Annotated in this window: 15 protein-coding genes and 1 pseudogene; 8 read left to right on the forward strand and 8 right to left on the reverse strand. The window is 69.4% G+C overall.

Translation table 11 applies throughout. The features are described from left to right. Nucleotides 1-34: 34 nt before the first annotated feature. Both ddaH and rocD read left to right on the forward strand, forming a co-directional pair. Nucleotides 35-919: a dimethylargininase gene (ddaH, locus tag ACIPV2_RS10865; RefSeq protein ID WP_400841128.1), complete on the forward strand. Its 885-nt coding sequence runs from the start codon at nucleotides 35-37 to the stop codon at nucleotides 917-919. Continuing rightward, entirely contained in the window at nucleotides 916-2136 is a 1221-nt protein-coding gene (gene rocD / locus ACIPV2_RS10870; protein WP_400841130.1) for an ornithine--oxo-acid transaminase, read from the forward strand. Before ddaH ends, rocD begins: the two co-directional genes overlap by 4 nt. A gap of 95 nt (nucleotides 2137-2231) precedes the next feature. Here rocD and ACIPV2_RS10875 read toward each other — a convergent pair whose 3' ends face one another. From ACIPV2_RS10875 to ACIPV2_RS10900, 6 genes are all read right to left on the reverse strand, one after another. Then, on the reverse strand, nucleotides 2232-2453 hold the full coding sequence (locus tag ACIPV2_RS10875) for a hypothetical protein (protein WP_400841132.1): 222 nt from the start codon (nucleotides 2451-2453) through the stop codon (nucleotides 2232-2234). Between the two features lie 122 nt (nucleotides 2454-2575). Then, the gene (locus ACIPV2_RS10880; protein ID WP_400841134.1) at nucleotides 2576-4435 is read right to left on the reverse strand and encodes a BCCT family transporter; all 1860 of its coding nucleotides are present in this window, start codon (nucleotides 4433-4435) and stop codon (nucleotides 2576-2578) included. Between the two features lie 29 nt (nucleotides 4436-4464). After that, the gene (locus ACIPV2_RS10885) at nucleotides 4465-4731 is read right to left on the reverse strand and encodes a hypothetical protein (protein ID WP_400841136.1); all 267 of its coding nucleotides are present in this window, start codon (nucleotides 4729-4731) and stop codon (nucleotides 4465-4467) included. 31 nt (nucleotides 4732-4762) lie between these two features. Next, nucleotides 4763-5947: a multidrug effflux MFS transporter gene (locus tag ACIPV2_RS10890; RefSeq protein WP_400841138.1), complete on the reverse strand. Its 1185-nt coding sequence runs from the start codon at nucleotides 5945-5947 to the stop codon at nucleotides 4763-4765. Beyond that, on the reverse strand, nucleotides 5948-7306 hold the full coding sequence (locus ACIPV2_RS10895) for an MFS transporter (protein ID WP_400841140.1): 1359 nt from the start codon (nucleotides 7304-7306) through the stop codon (nucleotides 5948-5950). Continuing rightward, a complete protein-coding gene (locus ACIPV2_RS10900; RefSeq protein ID WP_101188825.1) occupies nucleotides 7303-7734 on the reverse strand; it encodes a MarR family winged helix-turn-helix transcriptional regulator in 432 nt (143 codons plus the stop codon). The genes ACIPV2_RS10895 and ACIPV2_RS10900 overlap by 4 nt, the downstream gene beginning before the upstream one ends. A gap of 98 nt (nucleotides 7735-7832) precedes the next feature. On the opposite strand from ACIPV2_RS10900, the gene ACIPV2_RS10905 reads away from it, so the two are divergent. The 5 genes and pseudogenes from ACIPV2_RS10905 (at nucleotide 7833) to ACIPV2_RS10925 (ending at nucleotide 13262) form a co-directional block, all read left to right on the forward strand. Beyond that, nucleotides 7833-8576 carry a copper homeostasis protein CutC gene (locus ACIPV2_RS10905; protein WP_400841143.1) on the forward strand — a complete coding sequence of 248 codons (744 nt, stop codon included), beginning with the start codon at nucleotides 7833-7835 and terminating at the stop codon, nucleotides 8574-8576. A gap of 51 nt (nucleotides 8577-8627) precedes the next feature. Next, nucleotides 8628-9509: an alpha/beta fold hydrolase gene (locus ACIPV2_RS10910; RefSeq protein WP_400841145.1), complete on the forward strand. Its 882-nt coding sequence runs from the start codon at nucleotides 8628-8630 to the stop codon at nucleotides 9507-9509. 13 nt (nucleotides 9510-9522) lie between these two features. Next, nucleotides 9523-10203: pseudogene (gene pnuC, locus ACIPV2_RS10915) on the forward strand (nicotinamide riboside transporter PnuC); the annotation flags it as partial. Between the two features lie 977 nt (nucleotides 10204-11180). Beyond that, nucleotides 11181-12230 carry a biotin/lipoate A/B protein ligase family protein gene (locus tag ACIPV2_RS10920; protein WP_400841147.1) on the forward strand — a complete coding sequence of 350 codons (1050 nt, stop codon included), beginning with the start codon at nucleotides 11181-11183 and terminating at the stop codon, nucleotides 12228-12230. Between the two features lie 171 nt (nucleotides 12231-12401). Then, complete coding sequence (locus tag ACIPV2_RS10925; RefSeq protein ID WP_400841816.1) at nucleotides 12402-13262, forward strand: DNA-methyltransferase; 861 nt, start codon at nucleotides 12402-12404, stop codon at nucleotides 13260-13262. A gap of 1 nt (nucleotide 13263) precedes the next feature. On the opposite strand, the gene ACIPV2_RS10930 is transcribed toward ACIPV2_RS10925, so the two are convergent. Further along, nucleotides 13264-13902 carry a DUF6226 family protein gene (locus ACIPV2_RS10930; RefSeq protein WP_400841149.1) on the reverse strand — a complete coding sequence of 213 codons (639 nt, stop codon included), beginning with the start codon at nucleotides 13900-13902 and terminating at the stop codon, nucleotides 13264-13266. A 32-nt stretch (nucleotides 13903-13934) separates the two neighbouring features. Next, complete coding sequence (locus ACIPV2_RS10935; protein WP_400841151.1) at nucleotides 13935-14828, reverse strand: LysR family transcriptional regulator; 894 nt, start codon at nucleotides 14826-14828, stop codon at nucleotides 13935-13937. A 160-nt stretch (nucleotides 14829-14988) separates the two neighbouring features. Between ACIPV2_RS10935 and ACIPV2_RS10940 the strand changes: the two genes are divergently transcribed. Continuing rightward, nucleotides 14989-18465 carry a bifunctional proline dehydrogenase/L-glutamate gamma-semialdehyde dehydrogenase gene (locus ACIPV2_RS10940; RefSeq protein ID WP_400841153.1) on the forward strand — a complete coding sequence of 1159 codons (3477 nt, stop codon included), beginning with the start codon at nucleotides 14989-14991 and terminating at the stop codon, nucleotides 18463-18465. Nucleotides 18466-18654: the final 189 nt, after the last annotated feature.

An 18654-nucleotide genomic window follows, 5' to 3' on the forward strand; every position in this document is an offset into this window, starting at 1 on the left:
CAGCGTCCGCCGCACCTTCTTCCGAGGAGCACTCATGTCCACGCCTGAAACCGCTACGATCGTCGACACCCCGCTGGCCACCCGCACCGCGCACCGCCGCCGCTACCTGATGTGCCGGCCCGAGCATTTCACGGTCAACTACTCCATCAACCCGTGGATGGAGCCCGCCCGACCCACCGACACGGCCAACGCCGTTGCGCAGTGGCAGAAGCTGTACGACCTGTACCTCGAGCTGGGCCACGAGGTCGAGCTCATCGAGCCGCTCGCCGGCTACCCCGACATGGTCTACACCGCCAACGGCGGGTTCGTCATCGGCGGGCGCGCCTACGTGCCGGAGTTCCGGTTCGTCGAGCGTCAGGGCGAGGCGCCCGCGTTCGCCGACTGGTTCCGCGCCAACGGCTTCGACACGGTCATGCCGGAAGAGGTCAACGAGGGGGAGGGCGACTTCCTGCTCGTCGGCGACGTGATCCTGGCCGGCACCGGCTTCCGCTCGACCGGAGACAGCCACCGCGAGGTCGGCGACGTCTTCGGGCGCGAGGTCGTCTCGCTCAACCTCGTCGACCCCCGCTTCTACCACCTCGACACGGCCATCGCTGTGCTCGACCCGGTGCAGGGCGTCGAAAACGGCGGCCCTGAGCACGCCAACATCGCTTACCTGCCCGGCGCCTTCGACGACGCCAGCCGCGCGATCCTCGAGGAGCGCTTCCCCGACGCGATCCTCGTCTCCGATGAGGACGGCGCGGTGTTCGGCCTGAACTCCGCCAGCGACGGATACAACGTGATCATCTCGCCGCGCGCGAAGGGCTTCGAGACGCAGCTGCGCGAGCGCGGCTACAACCCGATCACCGTCGACCTGTCCGAGCTGCTGCTCGGCGGCGGCGGCATCAAGTGCTGCACTCTCGAGCTGCGCGGTGCATGATGTCGACGATCGAGACTGAGACCGTGATGCCCGAGGGTGCGAGCCCCGAGCCCCACGTCGCCGAGAACTACCACCCGCTTCCCGTCGTGGTCGCCGAGGGCGAGGGCGTCTGGGTGACGGATGCCGATGGCAAGCGCTACCTCGACCTGCTGGCCGCGTACTCGGCGGTGAACTTCGGCCACCGGCATCCCGCCATCGTCGAGGCGCTCATCACGCAGCTGGGTCGCGTCACGCTCACCAGCCGTGCATTCATGAACGACCAGCTGGAGCCGTTCGCCGCCGCGCTCGCCGAGCTGTGCGGCAAGGACCTCGTGCTGCCGATGAACACCGGGGCCGAGGCGGTCGAGACCGGCATCAAGGTCGCCCGCGCCTGGGGCTACCGGGTCAAGGGCATCCCCTCGGGCCGGGCGCGGATCATCGTCGCGGCCGGAAACTTCCACGGCCGCACGACCACGATCATCAGCTTCAGCGATGACGAGCAGGCGCGCGACGACTTCGGTCCGTACACGCCCGGTTTCGACACCGTGCCGTACGGGGACGCGGATGCGATCGCTGCGGCGATCACCGATGACACCGCGGCGGTGCTCATCGAGCCGATCCAGGGCGAGGGCGGCGTGATCATCCCGCCCGAGGGCTACCTGCGCCGCGTGCGCGAGATCTGCGACGAGAAGAATGTGCTGTTCATCGCCGACGAGATCCAGTCCGGCCTCGGCCGGGTGGGCGAGACGTTCGCCTGCGACCGGGAGGGCGTCGTACCCGACCTGTATCTGCTCGGCAAGGCACTCGGCGGGGGCATCCTGCCCGTATCGGCCGTCGTCGGCGACCGCGACGTGCTCGGCGTCATCCGTCCCGGCGAGCACGGCTCGACGTTCGGCGGCAACCCGCTCGCGGCGGCGGTCGGCGCCAAGGTCGTCGAGATGCTCAGCACCGGTGAGTTCCAGGAGCGTGCTCGTCAGCTGGGCGCGCATCTGGCATCCGGGCTCGAGTCGCTCGTCGGGCATGGCGTCAGCGCGGTGCGCATCGCCGGCCTGTGGGCCGGCGTCGACATCGACCCGGCCTACGGCACCGGCCGCGATGTGGCGGAGAAGCTGCGCGAGCGCGGCGTGCTCGTCAAGGACACGCACGGTCAGACGATCCGCATCGCGCCGCCGCTGGTGATCCGCGCGACCGAGCTCGACTGGGCTGTCGAGCAGCTGCGCCTCGTGCTCGAGGGCTGACCCCCGCGCCCGCATCGCATCGCACTGAGAAACCACTTTCGGCATGACGAACCACGCTTGCGTGTGTTTGTCACGCTGAGGGTGGTTTCTCAGCGTCAGGAGACCGGCACGGTGATCGTGTGCCAGCCCGAAGCGCCGTCGGGGGCGGGCGGGGCGACGGCGTCGGTCTGGACGGTCCCGTCGGCGGCGATCGCGCGGCAGCGGATACTGTGCTCGCCGGGCTCCGCGCGCCAGGGCATCCGCCACTGCACCCAGGTGTCGGCGGAGAGGGCGGATGCCAGCTCGGCGTGCTCCCACGGGCCGTCGTCGATCTGCACCCCGACGCCGGAGACGCCGGTGCCCGGCCGCGAGACTTCCGTTGCAGCACGAGACCGAGCGCACAGCGCCATGTCTCGTGCCGGAACGGAAGTCTCGCCGGAAGCGGGCAAGCCCCAAGGGGTCAGTCCTTCAGGAACGGCCCAGCGTCCTGCTGACGGGCATCGGGATCATCGAGCCCCGACAGCTCGTCTTCGGCGATCAGCTGGTCGACGTCGCGCGTCGACGGTGTCGCGTCGACGTGGCTCTCCGCCGAGAGGGCACTCGGCGTCGCGCGAGTGGGGTCAGCCGGCGCGACGGGAAGCCGGAACGTGCGCTGCACACGGCGCACCCACCGCGGCTGCGCGCCGAACACCCCCGTCGCGTCGTGTGCCTCGACCTCGAGTCCGTAGTAGTCGCCGATCTTGTCGATGAACTGGGCCCGCTCCGCCTTCGCGTACGCGCGGCGCTCGCGGCTGAACGCGACCACGGTCGACCAGCACATCAGCAGCATGACGATGCTGAACGGCAGCGCGATGGTGATCGCTGCTGTCTGCAGGGCTGTCAGCCCGCCGGACATCAGCAGCGCGATCGCGAGCAGTGCGGTGACCGCGACGAAGAAGGTGCGGATCCATCGCTTGGGCTCCGGCTCGCCGCCGGTGGCGATCATCCCCATGACCAGCGCACCGGAGTCGGCGGACGTGATGAAGAAGATCGCGAGAAGCAGGATGGCGCCGATGCTCACGATCGTCGAACCGGGCACGTTCTGCAGCAGCGCGAACAGAGCGCCCTGCAGATCCACCGACCCGTCGGCACCGGTGAGCGCACCTGGCTCCCTCAGCTCGAGGGCGAGAGCCGATCCGCCGAGCACGGCGAACCACAGGATGCCGAGCAGCGTCGGCACGAGGATCACACCCACCACGAACTCCCGCACCGTGCGGCCCTTCGAGACCCGTGCGATGAAGATGCCGACGAACGGCGCCCACGAGATCCACCAGCCCCAGTAGAACGAGGTCCACGACGCCTGCCACTGCTCGCCCGCCGCGCCCTGGAAAGCGCTGACGTTGAACGACAGTCCGACGAAGTTCTGGATGTAGTACCCGATCGACTGCACGAAATCGCGAAGCAGGAACTCGGTGGGCCCCATCACCAGCAGGTAGACCACCAGGAGTCCTGCGAGCACGAGGTTCGCGTTCGAGAGCCACTTCATGCCCTTCGTCACGCCGGACAGCACGGACATGAGCACGAACACCGAGATGATCAGGATCAGGATGATCTGAGTGAATTCGTCGGGATCGGCGATGCCGGCCGCGTGCAGGCCCGCGCTCATCTGCAGCACGCCGAGACCGAGCGAGGTGGCGACGCCGAACAGCGTGCCCACCAGGGCGATCACATCGATCGCGTGGCCCCAGCCCCCCTCGACCTTCTTGCCGAGCAGCGGCTCGAGGGTCCAGCGGATCGATATCGGACGGCGCCGGCGGTGGATGGCGTACGCGAGCGCCAGCCCGATCACGACGTAGATCGACCAGGCGTGCACGCCCCAGTGCAGGTAGGTCTGGCCCAGCGCGGCCTGAGCCAGTTGAGCAGGGGTGCCTGTGACTCCTGGTCGGGGGTTGGTGAAGTGCGACAGCGGCTCACTGACGCCGTAGAACACGAGGCCGATGCCCATTCCCGCGGCGAACAGCAGCGCGAACCAGCTCATCGCCGAGAACTCCGGCTCTTCGTCGTCGCGTCCGAGCTTGATGTCGCCGAATCGACTGAAGCCCATGAACAGGCAGAACGCCACGAAGAAGGCGGCGATCAGCACGTAGTACCAGTTGAAGGCGTTGACGATGCTCGTCTGCACCGCCTGGAACGCCGTCTCGGCGACACCGGGCAGCAGCAGGGCGAACAGCGCGAACGCGAGGACGATGATGGCGGCGGGCCAGAAGACCCACCGCAGCACCTGCGGGGTGCGCTCCGTCGAGGTGCCGCTCGGATCCGACCCGTCTCTGCTTGCGCTCATGCCGCTCACGGTACCGGCACCTGGCGCCGTCACGCGGGAGTGTCGTCGGGGTCGAGCGATTTCAGGGCGTCGCGCTCGACGGCTGTGTCGGCCGTGAGCTGGTCCTCGGTGTTCTCATCGCCGCCGAGTGGGGCATCATCGTCGACGGGCTCGGAAGCGGTGTCGTCGGCGGATGCCTCGGTCTGCGCCTGCCTGGCCTCCTGCTGGCGCGGCAGGCCGCTGCCCAGCGGATCGTGTCCGGGGACGTGCGGGTGCTGACCGTCGGGGGAGCCGTACATCGGGGTCTGCTCGTTCATGCCCGCGAAGGTATGCGCCCGGCGGCGCCGGTCACACCCCCTTGACAGTGCGCGGCTGGCAGAGGAGCAGGAGCAGGGCGAGGGTGAAGGATGCCAGCATGGTGGCGCCCATGACGGTCGCAGACACCCCCAGCATCGAGACGAGCGGCGGCACGAAGGCGCCCAGCAGCATCGTCAGCGTGCCGAGCACTGCCGACGCCGAGCCGGCGCCGTGCCGGATGCTCCCGAGCGCGATCGCGGTCAGCGATGGGTTGTTCACTCCGTGCGTCGCCATGGCGATGAAGAGCGGTACGAGCACCCAGGGCACGGCAGATCCCAGCATCCCGGCCAGCGTCATCGCCAGCGATGCGGCGATCGCCGTGCTCAGCGTCCACCTCACCAGTCGCACGCCTTGCACTCGGCCGGCGAGGCGCCGGTTCAGCTGCGCCATGGCCATGATGCCGAGGGAGTTCGCCGCGAACACGAGCGCGAACGACTGAGCGGTGAGCCCGAACTGCTGCTGCAGCACGAACGGCGAGAGCTGCAGGTAGGTGAACAGGGCGACCGAGGCGAAGCCGAGCGTGACCGCCGTCAGCATGAATGCGCGGTTGCCCAGCGCCGCGCCGATGCCGCGGAAGTCGCTGCCGATGCCGCCGGTCGTGCGGTCGACGCGCTCCAGCGTCTCGGGGACCGATGTCGCGGCGACGACCAGCAGCAGAGCGCCGATGACGGCGAGCACGATGAACACCCCGCGCCAGTCCGAGAAGGTGGCGACCGCCCCGCCGACGAGCGGGGCGAGCACGGGAGCGACACCCATCACGGCGGCGAGGGTCGAGAACGCCGCGATCGCCTGGGTGCCGGAGAACACGTCGTGCACGACGGCTCGAGCGACGACCATTCCCGCGGCGCCGCACAGCCCCTGCACCATGCGGATGGCGATCAGCGCTTCGATGGTCGGCGCGAACGCGCAGAGCACGGAGGTGACGGCGAATCCCGAGATCGCGACGATCAGCGGCATCCGGCGGCCGAAGCGATCACTGATCGGCCCCCACAGCAGCTGCCCGAGGGCGAGGCCGATCATGCAGGCGCTCATGGTGAACTGCGTGAGCGATTCGGATGCGCCGAGGTCTGCGCCGAGCTGCGGCAGCGACGGGAGGTAGACGTCGAGGGAGATGGGGCCGAAGGCCGTGAGCGCGCCGAGCGCCAGCATGAGCCGACGCGAATGCTGCCGTGCCATTCAGCTCTCGCCGTCGCGCGGATCGGCCATCCGGATCGGCGTGGTCGTGGTGGGCCGATCGTCGAACGAGCCGGGGTCCATGGCCCGGATCACCGACAGCGGGCGCGTCTCGTCGAGAGTGAGTCGGAAGCGTCGTCCGTCCCGGCGGTGCAGCCGGCCCGACCACAGCGTCCATCCGACCCCGATCCCGAAGGCGACGACCCCGGCGATGCCCCCGACCGCGATGGCGGTTCTGGCTGAGAACGTGTCGACGATCCACCCGGCGATCGGCGCGCCGATCGGAGTCGAGCCCATGATCACCGCCATGTACAGCGCCAGCACGCGGCCGCGCAGCGCCGCGTCGGTCGTGGTCTGCACGTACCCGTTGGCGGTGGTGAGCATCGAGACCGTCGAGAAGCCGACCAGGATCAGGACGGCGGCGTACGACAGGTAGGTGGGCATGAAGGCGGAGACGAGGGATGCCACGCCGAACCCTCCTGCGGCCATCACCAGCACCCGCACCCGGGCCCGATCGCGGCGAGCGGCGAGCAGTGCGCCGGCCAGTGAGCCGATCGCGAGCACCGAGCTGAGCAGGCCGTAGCCGTCGGCGTCGCGCCCGAATTCGAGCGCCATGGTCGATGCGAAGATCGGGAAGTTCATGCCGAACGCGCCGATGAGGAACACCATCACGAACACGACCAGGAGGTCGGGCCTGCCCCGCACGTAGCGGAAGCCCTCGCCGAGCCCGCCGCCGCCGCGCCTGCTCTTCACCCGCGGAGTGAGCTCATTCACCCTGATCAGAGTCAGCGCGACGATCATCGCGAGGAAGGTGACCGCGTTGGCGACGAACACCCAGCCCGAGCCCAGCAGCACGATGAGGATTCCGCCGACGGCAGGTCCCACCAGACGAGCCATGTTGAACGCCGCGGAGTTCAGCGCCACGGCATTCGAGGTGTCCTCCAGGCTGACCATGTCGGAGACGAACGCCTGCCGGGCGGGGGCGTCGAACGCGTTGGCGACGCCGAACGCAGCCGCGAAGACGAGCATGAGCGGCAGGGTCATCACGCCCGTGAGCAGCAGGGCGGCCACACCGAGGGCGAGCATCATGAGTGCGGTCTGCGTGCACAGCAGAACCTTGCGTCGATCGAAGCGATCGGCCACCCAGCCGGTGAGGCTCACGAGCACCAGGGGAGGCCCGAACTGCAGGGCCATGGTGACGCCCATCGCCGTGGCGTCGTTGTCGGTGAGCTCGGTCAGCACCACCCAGTCCTGTGCGGTGGCCTGCATCCAGCCGCCGATGTTCGAGATGACGCCGCCGGCGAACCAGGTGCGGTAGTTGAAGCTGCGGAACGAGCGGAACATGCCGGAGGAGGCGCTCATGCGTCGGCCATCCTCTTCAGCAGGGCCGAGGCCGCGTGCAGCACGGCGAGCTCGTCGCCGTCGAACCGCTGCGCGTCGACCAGGTCGGCCATCAGGCGATTCCGCTTGCGGATCGTCTCGGTCACGACGCTCTCGCCCTGCGGGGTCAGCTCGACGTACACCCGGCGCCGGTCGCTCTCATCGGGCACGCGGATCACCAGTCCGAGCTCGGCGAGACCGTTCACGGTGGCGCTCATGGTCGGCGCGGTGACGTGCTCGTGCTCGGCGAGGCCCGACAGGGTGCGGCGCCCGTGTGCGCGCAGCGCGCCCAGGGCGGCCAGCTGCGCATCGCTCATGGCGTCGACCGCACGGGCGGATCGAAGGCGTCGGGTGAGGCGGAACAGCGCGTAGCGCAGCTCGGCGGCGGAGTCATCGAAGTCAATGGTCATTACTTAGATAGTCTAACTAATGTTCTCGCCGGCGGCGCTGGTGAAAATGATGTGCACGAATGTGTCGCCTTCTGGACGCGAATGCGAGAATAATTCTCATGCTCCTCGACCTCGAAGTCGCCGTCCAGAACACCGCCGGCATGCGCATCGCACGCGAGATCGGCGCCGCACGGGTCGAGCTCACGCAGGCGCTCAGCCTCGGCGGACTCACCCCCTCGCGCGGCACCGTCGAGCTCGCTCTCGAGGCGGGTGAGGGCGGCGGACCCGAGGTGCACGTGCTGATCCGCCCCCGAGCCGGCGACTTCCACTACGACCGCGACGAGTTCGCGGTTATGGAGCGGGACATCCGCGACGCGCTCGCCGCAGGGGCGCACGGTGTGGTGATCGGATGCCAGGACGCGACCGGCACGCTCGACCGCGACGGCCTGGCGCGGCTGCGCGACGCGGCCGAGGGCGCGTCGATCACCCTGCACCGGGTGATCGACACCACCCCCGACCCGCTTGCCGCGCTGCACCTCGCGCGCGAGCTGAGACTTCGCCGCGTGCTGACCTCGGGGGCCGCCTCGCGCGCGGTCGATGGTCTCGACGTGCTGCGCGCTCTCGTGCGCGAAGCGGCGGGAGACATAGAGGTGATGGCCGGCGGCGGGATCACCGCGGCCGATGTCGCCACCGTGGCCGGCGCAGGCGTCGATGCCGTGCACTTCTCCGCCAAGCGCACCGTCACCGTCGACGGCGGGGTGCGCCTGGGCTCCGCCAGCGACGGCGTCGGCGGCCATGAGGTCACCGACCTCGAGGCCGCGCGTTCGATCGTCGACGCGCTCGCGAAGTCGCAGGCGGCCTGACGGCGGGGCGGCAGGCGGCCCGCGCCGAGCCCGCTCCGTAGACTCGAAGGCATGGCCGCCCCTCGCACTGCTGAGTTCGTCGATGCCCACGGCATCGCCATCGTCTACGACGTCTACGAGGCCGCGGGCAACGCCAGGGGAGTGGTGCAGTTGCTGCACGGCGTGGGCGAGCACGCCGGCCGGTACGTCCGCACCATCGACGCGCTGGTCGCGGCGGGGTTCCACGTCTACGCCGACGACCACCGAGGACACGGCCGCACGGGCATCCGGCAGCACGGCGGTCCGGCGAAGCTCGGCCGCCTGGGCCCAGGCGGCCTGCGCGCGACCGTCGACGCGTGCTGGCAGCTCACCGAGATCATCCGCGGCGAGCATCCCGACCTCCCGCTCGTCCTGCTCGGCCATTCGTGGGGGTCGTTCCTGGCGCAGATGCTGCTGAACCGGCATCCGGAGGCCTATGACGCGGTCGTGCTCACCGGATCGGCGCTGCGCACCCCGACCGATCTCAACCCGCGCCCGCTGAACGCCCGATGGAAGGGGCCGAACGCGCACGGGCTGGAATGGCTCTCGCGCGACGAGGCGATTTGGGCGGCGTTCCGTGACGACCCGCTGACGACCGAGGTGCCGCTGCTCACCCTGTTCGGACCGGTCGAGGCGGCGCGCCTGTACGGACTGCCGAAGAAGAACCTTCTGGGGTCCCTGAGCTCGTCGAAGGGGATACCGGTGCTGCTGATGGTCGGCCGCGACGACCCGGTCGGCGGCCCGCGCAGCGTGCACAAGCTCGCCGACGCGTACCGCAACCGGTCGGGCCTGACCGACGTGACGACGCTGGTCTACCCCGACGCGCGGCACGAGCTCTTCAACGAGCTGCAGCAGGACGACGTGCGCGCCGACCTGGTCGCCTGGCTCGAGTCGCGCATCCCGGCGAAGGCCTGAGGTGCCCGACGTCCTGCAGTGGCTGATCGACGCGTTCAACGCGCAGATCGCCGTCGGCTCATCGACGCTGCTCGTGCGGGAAGTCGTCGGCAACGTCTTCGGTCTCGCCAGCGCTCTGGGTGCGATGCGCCGCCGGCTCTGGGCGTGGCCGATCGGGGTCGTCGGCAATCTGCTGCTGCTCACCGTGTTCCTCGGCAGCCTGTTCGGCACCGAGCACGCCGCGAACCTGCTCGGGCAGGCCGGTCGTCAGGTGATGTTCATCGCGGTGGCGATCTACGGCTGGGTGCGCTGGCGGCAGGCTCGCGACAGCGAGGGGCATGCCGTCACGCCGCGGTGGGCATCAGGGCGCACGCGCGTTCTGCTGGTCGGGGCTCTGCTGATCGGGACGGCGGCGCTCACCCCGCTGTTCCGGATGCTCGGATCCTACGAGCCGGTGTGGAGCGACGCGTGGACGTTCGTCGGATCGCTGCTGGCGACCTGGGCGATGGCCAAGGGCTGGGTCGAGTTCTGGCTGATCTGGGTGGCGGTGGATGCCGTGGGCGTGCCGCTGCTGTTCTCCGCCGGCTACTACGCCACCGCGTTCATGTACCTGTTCTACGGCGCGTTCACGATCGTCGGCTTCTTCGTGTGGATGCGCGCCTCGCGCGGCGCCAAGCCGCGCATCGACACAGACCTGCCCGACCCGACCGTGCGCGGTGGGCGAGTGACGTCACGGACTCGGCGACTCGGCCGCCTGCCACAGCCCGAGAAGCACGTACGCAAGACCGCCGATGAGCAGTCCTGCCCCGACGGCAAGAGCCATCTCGCGTCGGCGAAGAGGGATGCGGGTCCCGAGCGCACCGACCCCGACGACGGCCAGGCCGCTTAGCAGGGTCGCGAAGAGAAGCACGATGCTGAGCAGGAACCCGGCAACCGAACTGACCAGGAGCGCCGCACCCGTGGTGCGATTCCGCTGGCTGTGCTCAGTCATATGAAAGGTAGCAATTTTCAGAAGGTATAGGTGGCGTAATGGTAGCTAAGTAGACTACTGCAGTCTCCCCACTTATACATGTTCTGATAATAGGACCACGTGCCGCCCGTGCTGGTGGTGATCTTCGTGGCATTGTGGTTCGAGTAGGTGGCAACCAAGGGATTGCAGAATGCGAAGTTCTGGAATCGCGCAATAGTGTCCGAATATGTAGCTGTGTCTAGGGGAGTGTACCCGGTCATGGTCCACCCAGTGTTGGTCGCTTGATACCGATAATGGCTGCCGGAGTATCCGCCTGACGAGTTCCAGAACCGCTTCGTACTGGTTTTCGTGACGGTCAGACTTATCGGATCTTCGATCCACGCAAGAAGACTGCGCGGGTGCTCTTTCCTTCGGACTCGAACTGGCAGCCTTCTAGAATCATGTTTCCCTTGACGCTTTCGAACCGCGCACCGGGTTTCACGTGCATTGGATTCCCCTATGAATCGGCCCGCCCTAGTTGGGAAGACGATACGCCTCGACCAGCGCTGCGACAAGCGCCATCAAACGGGGTAGTCGTGAGAACGGCTGGCGAGATCGGTAAGCAATGTCGTTTCATGCCAGAGTTCCTCCGTCAAGGACTGCTCACTGCTCCCGCTGGCGGTCGTCCCGCATCATCGACACCCGGCCGGACGGTGCGGGGCGGCCGCAGTTAAGCTGGACGGGTGCATGGTGAGTACAAGGTTCCCGGTGGAAAGCTCGTCGTCGTCGACCTCGAGGTCGACGACGGACTGATCCGCGACTTCCGCCTCGCGGGCGACTTCTTCCTCGAGCCGGACACGGCGCTCGAGGCCATCAACGCCGCTGTCGACGGCATGCCGGTCGAGGCCGACGCCGCAACGATCGCCGCCGCCGTGCGCGCGGCGCTGCCCGAGGGCGCCCAGTTGCTCGGCTTCTCGCCCGAGACGGTCGGCACGGTGGTGCGCCGCGCCCTGGTGACCGCTCCCGGCTGGCGTGACTTCGACTGGGAGATCGTGCACGAGAAGGCCGTCTCGCCGCGCATGAACCTCGCGCTCGACGAGGTGCTCACCGCCCGCGTCGGGGAGGGGCGCCGGCGCCCGACCCTGCGCATCTGGGAGTGGAACGAGTCGGCCGTCGTGATCGGATCGTTCCAGTCGTACCGCAACGAGGTCGACCCGGAGGGCGCAGCAAAGCACGGCTTCGACGTCGTGCGCAGGATCTCCGGCGGCGGCGCGATGATGATGGCCGCCGGCCAGATCATCACCTACTCGCTATACGTGCCCGCCGCGCTCGTGCAGGGCATGACGTTCGCCGATTCGTACGCCTTCCTCGATGACTGGGTGCTGCAGGCGCTTCGATCCGTCGGCATCGACGCCACCTACCAGCCGCTCAACGACATCGCCTCGCCCACCGGCAAGATCGGCGGCGCGGCGCAGAAGCGTCTGGCAAACGGCGGTGTGCTGCACCACGCGACCATCTCGTACGACATCGACGGGCAGACGATGACCGAGGTGCTGCGGATCGGGCGCGAGAAGCTCAGCGACAAGGGCACGACCTCGGCGGCCAAGCGCGTCGACCCGCTGCGCACGCAGACCGGTATGGAGCGCAGCGAGATCATCGACCGCTTCAAGGCCACCTTCCGTGCGCTCACCGGGGCGGAGGACGGCGGGATCACCGCCGACGAGTACGCGGCCGCCGAGGCCCTGGTCGAGAGCAAGTTCGCGACCGACGCGTGGCTGCACCGTGTTCCTTGAGTGCAGGGCGTCGTGAGTGTGACATCTCCCACCTGGGTCCCTGAGCCTGTCAAAGGGTCGGGCGATGCTTCGGCAGGCTCAGCAGCCCAGGATCGGCCCGCCGCAGCAGCCCAGGACCGGCCCGCCGCAGCAGCCCAGGACCGGCCCGCCGCGGCGACGGGGACCGTCGAGATCATCGAGGGCGACAATCTCGCGGCCGCCGCGTCGCTGGCATCCGGATCCTTCACCCTGATCTATCTCGACCCGCCCTTCAACACCGGTCGCACTCGCGGCCGCGAGGTGGTCACCGCGCGGCGCAGCGTGCCCCCCGAGGCGGATGCCGTCGACGCAGAGCCGCTCGAGGTCGCGAAGGAGATCCGGTACGGGTTCCATGGGCACTCGTACGAGCGAGTGCGCGGCATGCTGCGCACCTTCGATGACCGCTTCGACGACTACGGCGACTTCCTCATGCCGCGGCTCGAGGAGGCCTGGCGGCTGCTCGCCGACGACGGCACCCTCTACCTGCACCTCGATTACCGCGAGGCGCATTACGCGAAGGTGATGATGGATGCCGTGTTCGGGCGCGACTGCTTCCTCAACGAGCTGATCTGGGCCTACGACTACGGCGCGAAGTCGCGCAGCCGCTGGCCCACCAAGCACGACACGATCCTTGTGTACGCGAAGAACCCCGGCCGGCACGTGTTCAACGCCGACGACGTCGATCGCGAGCCGTACATGGCCCCCGGTCTCGTCACCGCCGAGAAAGCCGCCCGCGGCAAGCTGCCCACCGACGTGTGGTGGCACACGATCGTGCCGACCACCGGCCGCGAGAAGACCGGCTACCCCACGCAGAAGCCCGAGGGAGTGCTGCGCCGCATCGTGCAGGCGTCGTCGCGGCCCGGCGACCGGGTGCTCGACCTGTTCGCGGGTTCGGGTACGACCGGAGCGGTCGCCTCGGCCCTCGGGCGGCATGCGGTGCTCGTCGACGACAATCCCGAGGCGGTCCGCGTGATGCGCGAGCGGATGCCGCACGCCCAGGTCCGACCGGTCTGACTCAGCGCGCCGGCGGCCAGGCCGCCCACGCCTCGGTTCGGCCGGTGAGGATCGGCAGCGCTGCGGTCAGACGTTCGGGCGGGAAGTCCTCTGCGCGGGCCTGCCCCGAGCTCGACCCGTTCGGGAACGTCGTCTCGGACTCGACCCACGGGCGACGCCCGCGGTCGATGCTCTCCCGGTAGTTCCCGGTCACGACTGCGAGGACCTGCTCTTCGAGACGCTCGGCCTCGGCCGTCCACTCCTCGTCGCACGCCTCGCATCCGCAGGTCGGATAGTGGAAGTCGTGCAGCAGCCCGGCGTGCAGGAAGACGCCGGGGTACGCCGTGAACACGAAGGTCAGCACCGCGCATGCCGGGTCAGGCGGCCGGATCCGCACGGCGCGGACGACGTCGGGATGCGGGTGGAGCAGATCGGATGCCACCTCGACGCCCTCCTGCACCTCCACGTCGTACGTGGTGCGGAGGTGGGCGACGAGGGCGTCGGCGACGGTGTGCAGGGGCGCGAAGCGCTCGGGATGCCGATCCACCGAGTAGGTGTCTTCTGGTGGGGAGTCCGGCCACCTGCGCCCGTACTCGATCACCCGGCCGTCGTCGTCGCGGAACACCGGCGACGCGATCGCGGGGCGGAGGTATGCGGTCACCTGCCCATCTTCACGCAGGGTCGGTGGGCCGTCTAGGGCGCGACGCGGCGGTGGGCGGCGAAGGCGTCGCGCAGCGCGGTGCGCACCACATCGACCGCCTCGTGTGCGCGCGAGGCGGCGCGCACCGCGGTGAACACCTGGCGCACCGGTGAGCCGGGCAGGTCGCCGACGGAGAGCGGGCTGGGCTCGTCGCCCCAGATCAGGTCGGGCAGCATGCCGACGGCATGACCGGATGCCACGAGGCGGACGTGCGCGGTGAGGTCGGCGGCCTCGAATCGCACGTCGGGCTCGAACCCGGCGGCACGGCACTGCTGCACCGTCCACTGCCGCACGGCGGTTCCCTCGGGCTCCATCACCCAGGCGCGATCACGCAGCTCCTGCAGGGCGACCGGAGGCTCGGCCGGCGGCAGCACGATGCGGATGGGGTCCTCGCCCAGCAGCTCGTGCACCACCCCGTCGCGCTTCTCGCGCGTCTGCCCCGGGTACTGCTCGGCGATGACCAGGTCGAAGCGCCGAGCCCACAGCTCGAACAGACTCTCCTCGGGCGGCAGCTCGGCGAGCTCCACACGCAGCCCGGGGGCGCGCTCGGCCAGCAGGGTCAGCGCGGCCGGCACGATGGTCTGCGCAGCGGTGGGCATCGCAGCGATGCGCACCGGCTCCCAACCTGCGTGCGCGGTCAATGCGGCACGTGCCTCCTCGTCGAGTTCCAGAGCTCGTGCGGCGTACTCGGCCAGCATCCGGCCCTGCGGGGTCAAGCGCACCCTGCGGCCGTCGGGCTCGAGCAGCGCGACTCCGGCCTCCTTCTCCAGCAGCGAGAGCTGCTGTGAGACGGTCGAGGGGGAGTAGGAGAGGAAGGCGGCGACCTCCGCGATCGTGCCGCGCAGCGCCAGCTCATGCAGCAGGCGCAGCCGTCTCAGCTCGAACATGTCAGTTCCTCTGATGAACGCGTTTCGTCTCGCTCGCGGTTCCTGAGCGACGAGCGCAGCGACGAGTCGAAGGGCGCTCAACGACCGGTGGGGATATCGAACAATACTATTCAGAAACGATCGCTTTTCTTGCACGGTGTCCCCGGGGCATCCTGTAGGAATGAGCACTTCTGCGCCCGCCTCCGAAGCATCCATCGCCGAACTCGCCGCGCTCGGCGACGACGCCGTCGCCCTTGTGAAGAAGTGGCTCGTGGAGAGCCGCGACGTCCCGACGGATGCCGCAGGCGAGCGCCTCGCCGGCGTGCTGCGCGATCCGAACGGACTCGACTTCACCGTCGGGTTCGTCGACGGCGTCGTGCGCCCCGAAGACCTCAAGGTCGCCGCGACCAAGCTGAAGGAGCTCGTGCCGCTGACCCCCGGGTTCCTGCCCGCGCCGATGCGCGCCGCGATCGGCCTCGGCGGCTTCACCGCCGGCATGCTGCCCGGCGTGGTCGTTCCCTCGGCCCGCGCCGTGCTGCGGCAGATGGTGCGCCACCTCATCGTCGACGCGCGCGACGAGAAGCTCGGTGCCGCCATCAAGCACATCCGGGAGACGCAGGGCGTGAAGCTCAACATCAACCTGCTCGGCGAGGCCATCCTCGGACGTGAGGAGGCGAAGCGCCGTCTCGAGGGCACCCGCCGTCTGCTCGAGCGCGACGACGTCGACTACGTGTCGATCAAGGTGTCGTCGACCGTTGCCCCGCACAGCCCGTGGGCCTTCGACGAGGCCGTCGCCGACGCCGCCGAGGCGCTGCTGCCGCTGTACCGGATCGCCGCGCGTGGCTCTTCGACGGGCTCAGGGACCCAGAAGTTCATCAACCTCGACATGGAGGAGTACAAGGACCTCGACCTCACGATCGCGGTCTTCACGAGCATTCTCGACCGACCCGAGTTCAAGAGCCTCGAGGCCGGCATCGTGCTGCAGGCGTACCTGCCCGACGCGCTCTCGGCGATGATGCGCCTGCAGGAGTGGGCCGCCGCCCGCGTCGCCGACGGTGGAGCGCCGATCAAGGTGCGCGTCGTCAAGGGCGCCAACCTGCCGATGGAGACCGTCGACGCCGAGACCCACGGCTGGCCGCTCGCGACCTGGTCGTCGAAGCAGCAGTCCGACTCGTCGTACAAGGCCGTGATCGAGTACGCGCTGCGCCCCGAGCACATCGGCAACGTGCGCATCGGCGTCGCAGGGCACAACCTGTTCGACATCGCCCTCGCCTGGCTGCTCGCTGAGAAGCGCGGCGTCACCCAGGGAGTCGAGTTCGAGATGCTGCTCGGCATGGCCACGGCCCAGGCCGAGGTCGTCAAGCGCACCGTCGGCTCGCTGCTGCTCTACACGCCCGTCGTGCACCCCGACGAGTTTGACGTCGCGATCGCCTACCTGATCCGCCGTCTCGAAGAGGGCGCCTCGCACGAGAACTTCATGTCGGCCGTGTTCGACCTCGACACCGATCCGGCGCTGTTCGAGCGCGAGAAGCAGCGCTTCCTGGCATCCATCCAGACCGTCCCCGTCGAGGTGCCTGCCGCGAACCGCACGCAGAACCGCCAGTCGCCCGACCCTTCGGCGGGCTCAGGGGCCCAGGAGGGATACGTGTTCCAGAACACGCCCGACACCGACCCGTCGCTGGCCGGCAACCGCGCCTGGGCTGACGCGATCCGCTCGCGGATGGTCGGCTCGACGCTCGGCGACGAGACCGTCGCGGCCAACACGCTCAGCACCTCGGAGCAGCTCTCCGAGCGCATCGCCACGGCCGTGGCATCCGGTGAGGCATGGCGCGCCCTCGGCGCCGCCGGCCGCGCCGAGATCCTGCACCGCGCCGGTGACATCCTCGAGGCGCGCCGCGCCGATCTGCTCGAGGTCATGGGATCCGAGGCGGGCAAGATCATCGAGCAGGGCGACCCAGAGGTCTCCGAGGCGATCGACTTCGCGCACTACTACGCCGAGAGCGCCAAGAAGCTCGCCGACGTCGACGGCGCGGTCATGCAGCCCGTCGGACTCACCGTCGTCACCCCGCCGTGGAACTTCCCGGTCGCCATCCCGGCCGGCTCCACCCTGTCGGCGCTCGCCACCGGTTCGCCGGTGATTATCAAGCCCGCCCGCCAGGCCCGCCGCTCGGGCGCCGTCATGATCGAGGCGCTGTGGGAGGCCGGCGTGCCGCGCGACGTTCTGCAGTACGTGCAGCTCGACGGGCGCGAGCTCGGCACCCAGCTGGTCAGCGACCCGGCTGTCGGTCGCGTGATCCTCACCGGGGGCTTCGAGACCGCCGAGCTGTTCCGCGGCTTCCGTGCCGACCTGCCGCTGCTCGCCGAGACGAGCGGCAAGAACGCCATCATCGTCACCCCGTCGGCCGACCTCGATCTCGCCGCGAAGGACGTCGCGTACTCGGCCTTCGGCCACGCCGGCCAGAAGTGCTCGGCCGCCTCGCTCGTGGTGCTCGTCGGCTCGGTCGCGAAGTCGGAGCGCTTCCGCCGTCAGCTCATCGACGCCGTGCGCGCCTACGAGGTGGGCATGCCGGAAGACGGCACGAACCGCATCGGACCGCTGATCGGACCGGCCGAGGGCAAGCTGGTCGGCGCCCTCACCGAGCTGCACCCCGGGCAGTCCTGGATGCTGGAGCCTGCGAAGCTCGACGACGCCGGTCAGCTCTGGAGCCCTGGCATCCGCGACGGCGTGCAGCGCGGCAGCGAGTTCCACCGGGTCGAGTACTTCGGCCCCGTGCTCGGTGTCATGACCGCCGACTCGCTGACCGAGGCGATCGACATGGTCAACGACATCGACTACGGCCTCACCAGCGGCATCCACTCCCTCGACGTCGACGAGGTGCAGCAGTGGCTGGCTTCGATCGAAGCCGGCAACGTGTACGTCAACCGCGGCACCACCGGTGCCATCGTGCAGCGTCAGCCGTTCGGAGGCTGGAAGAAGGCGGCCGTCGGCGCCGGGTCCAAGGCAGGCGGCCCGAACTACCTGGTCGCCCTGTCGGAGTGGACGGATGCCGCGGTGCAGTCGGCCACGACGCTCGACGCGCTCGCGTCATCGGCCGCGGCCCTCGTCGAGGGCGCCGACGCCGAGTGGCTGCGCGGCGCGCTGGCCACCGACATCGACGCGCTGGCAGCCGAGTTCGGCGTCGTGCGGGATGCCACCGGCCTCATCACCGAGCAGAACGCGCTGCGCTACCAGGCGCTGCCGGTCACGATCCGCTTCGAGGGTGGCCGCGTCGCCGAGCTGCTGCGCGTCGCCACCGCCGGAGCGCGCCTGCGCGCACGGGTGACCGTGAGCTCCGCATCCGCTCTGCCCGCGCCCGTGGTCACCTGGCTCGGTGCGCACGATGTCGTCGTGGTCACCGAGGACGCCGCGACCTGGGCATCCCACGCCCGTCGCCTTGCCGCCGCGGGTGGCCGCGTGCGCCTGATCGGCGCCGACGCGCTGGAGACCGCGACGGCCGTCGAGGGATCGCCGAGCCTCGCGATCTACGCCAACCCGGTCGTCTCGGCCGGTCGCGTCGAGATGCTGACCTTCCTGCGCGAGCAGGCCGTGTCGATCACCGCGCACCGCTTCGGCACGCCGCACCGCTACGACATCCCGCTGCTCGAGCCCGTGCGCTGAGTCGCGCGGCCGGTGGCCTTCTCGTCACTGGCTCTCTCGCCCGCTGGGCCCATATGGTCGCCTCCCCTCGTGTGAGGCGGCCATATGGGCCCTGTGCGTTGCATGGCGTTGGTGTCGCTCTCGCTGACTGGTCCCGGATGGTCGCTTCCTCTCGTGTGAGGCGGCCATATGGGCCGAGCGAGCAGATTT

It is taken from the genome of Microbacterium sp. NPDC089987 (genome assembly GCF_044748505.1).
Classification (GTDB): Bacteria; Actinomycetota; Actinomycetes; order Actinomycetales; family Microbacteriaceae; genus Microbacterium.

What these genes read in the sequence shown, in the direction of transcription:
- ACIPV2_RS10895 (WP_400841140.1), bottom strand. Translation starts at nt 7,306, where the DNA reads ATGAGCGCCTCCTCCGGCATGTTCCGCTCGTTCCGCAGCTTCAACTAC.
- rocD (WP_400841130.1), top strand. Translation starts at nt 916, where the DNA reads ATGATGTCGACGATCGAGACTGAGACCGTGATGCCCGAGGGTGCGAGC.
- ACIPV2_RS10905 (WP_400841143.1), top strand. Translation starts at nt 7,833, where the DNA reads ATGCTCCTCGACCTCGAAGTCGCCGTCCAGAACACCGCCGGCATGCGC.
- ACIPV2_RS10935 (WP_400841151.1), bottom strand. Translation starts at nt 14,828, where the DNA reads ATGTTCGAGCTGAGACGGCTGCGCCTGCTGCATGAGCTGGCGCTGCGC.
- ddaH (WP_400841128.1), top strand. Translation starts at nt 35, where the DNA reads ATGTCCACGCCTGAAACCGCTACGATCGTCGACACCCCGCTGGCCACC.
- ACIPV2_RS10890 (WP_400841138.1), bottom strand. Translation starts at nt 5,947, where the DNA reads ATGGCACGGCAGCATTCGCGTCGGCTCATGCTGGCGCTCGGCGCGCTC.
- ACIPV2_RS10940 (WP_400841153.1), top strand. Translation starts at nt 14,989, where the DNA reads ATGAGCACTTCTGCGCCCGCCTCCGAAGCATCCATCGCCGAACTCGCC.
- ACIPV2_RS10910 (WP_400841145.1), top strand. Translation starts at nt 8,628, where the DNA reads ATGGCCGCCCCTCGCACTGCTGAGTTCGTCGATGCCCACGGCATCGCC.
- ACIPV2_RS10885 (WP_400841136.1), bottom strand. Translation starts at nt 4,731, where the DNA reads ATGAACGAGCAGACCCCGATGTACGGCTCCCCCGACGGTCAGCACCCG.
- ACIPV2_RS10900 (WP_101188825.1), bottom strand. Translation starts at nt 7,734, where the DNA reads ATGACCATTGACTTCGATGACTCCGCCGCCGAGCTGCGCTACGCGCTG.
- ACIPV2_RS10880 (WP_400841134.1), bottom strand. Translation starts at nt 4,435, where the DNA reads ATGAGCGCAAGCAGAGACGGGTCGGATCCGAGCGGCACCTCGACGGAG.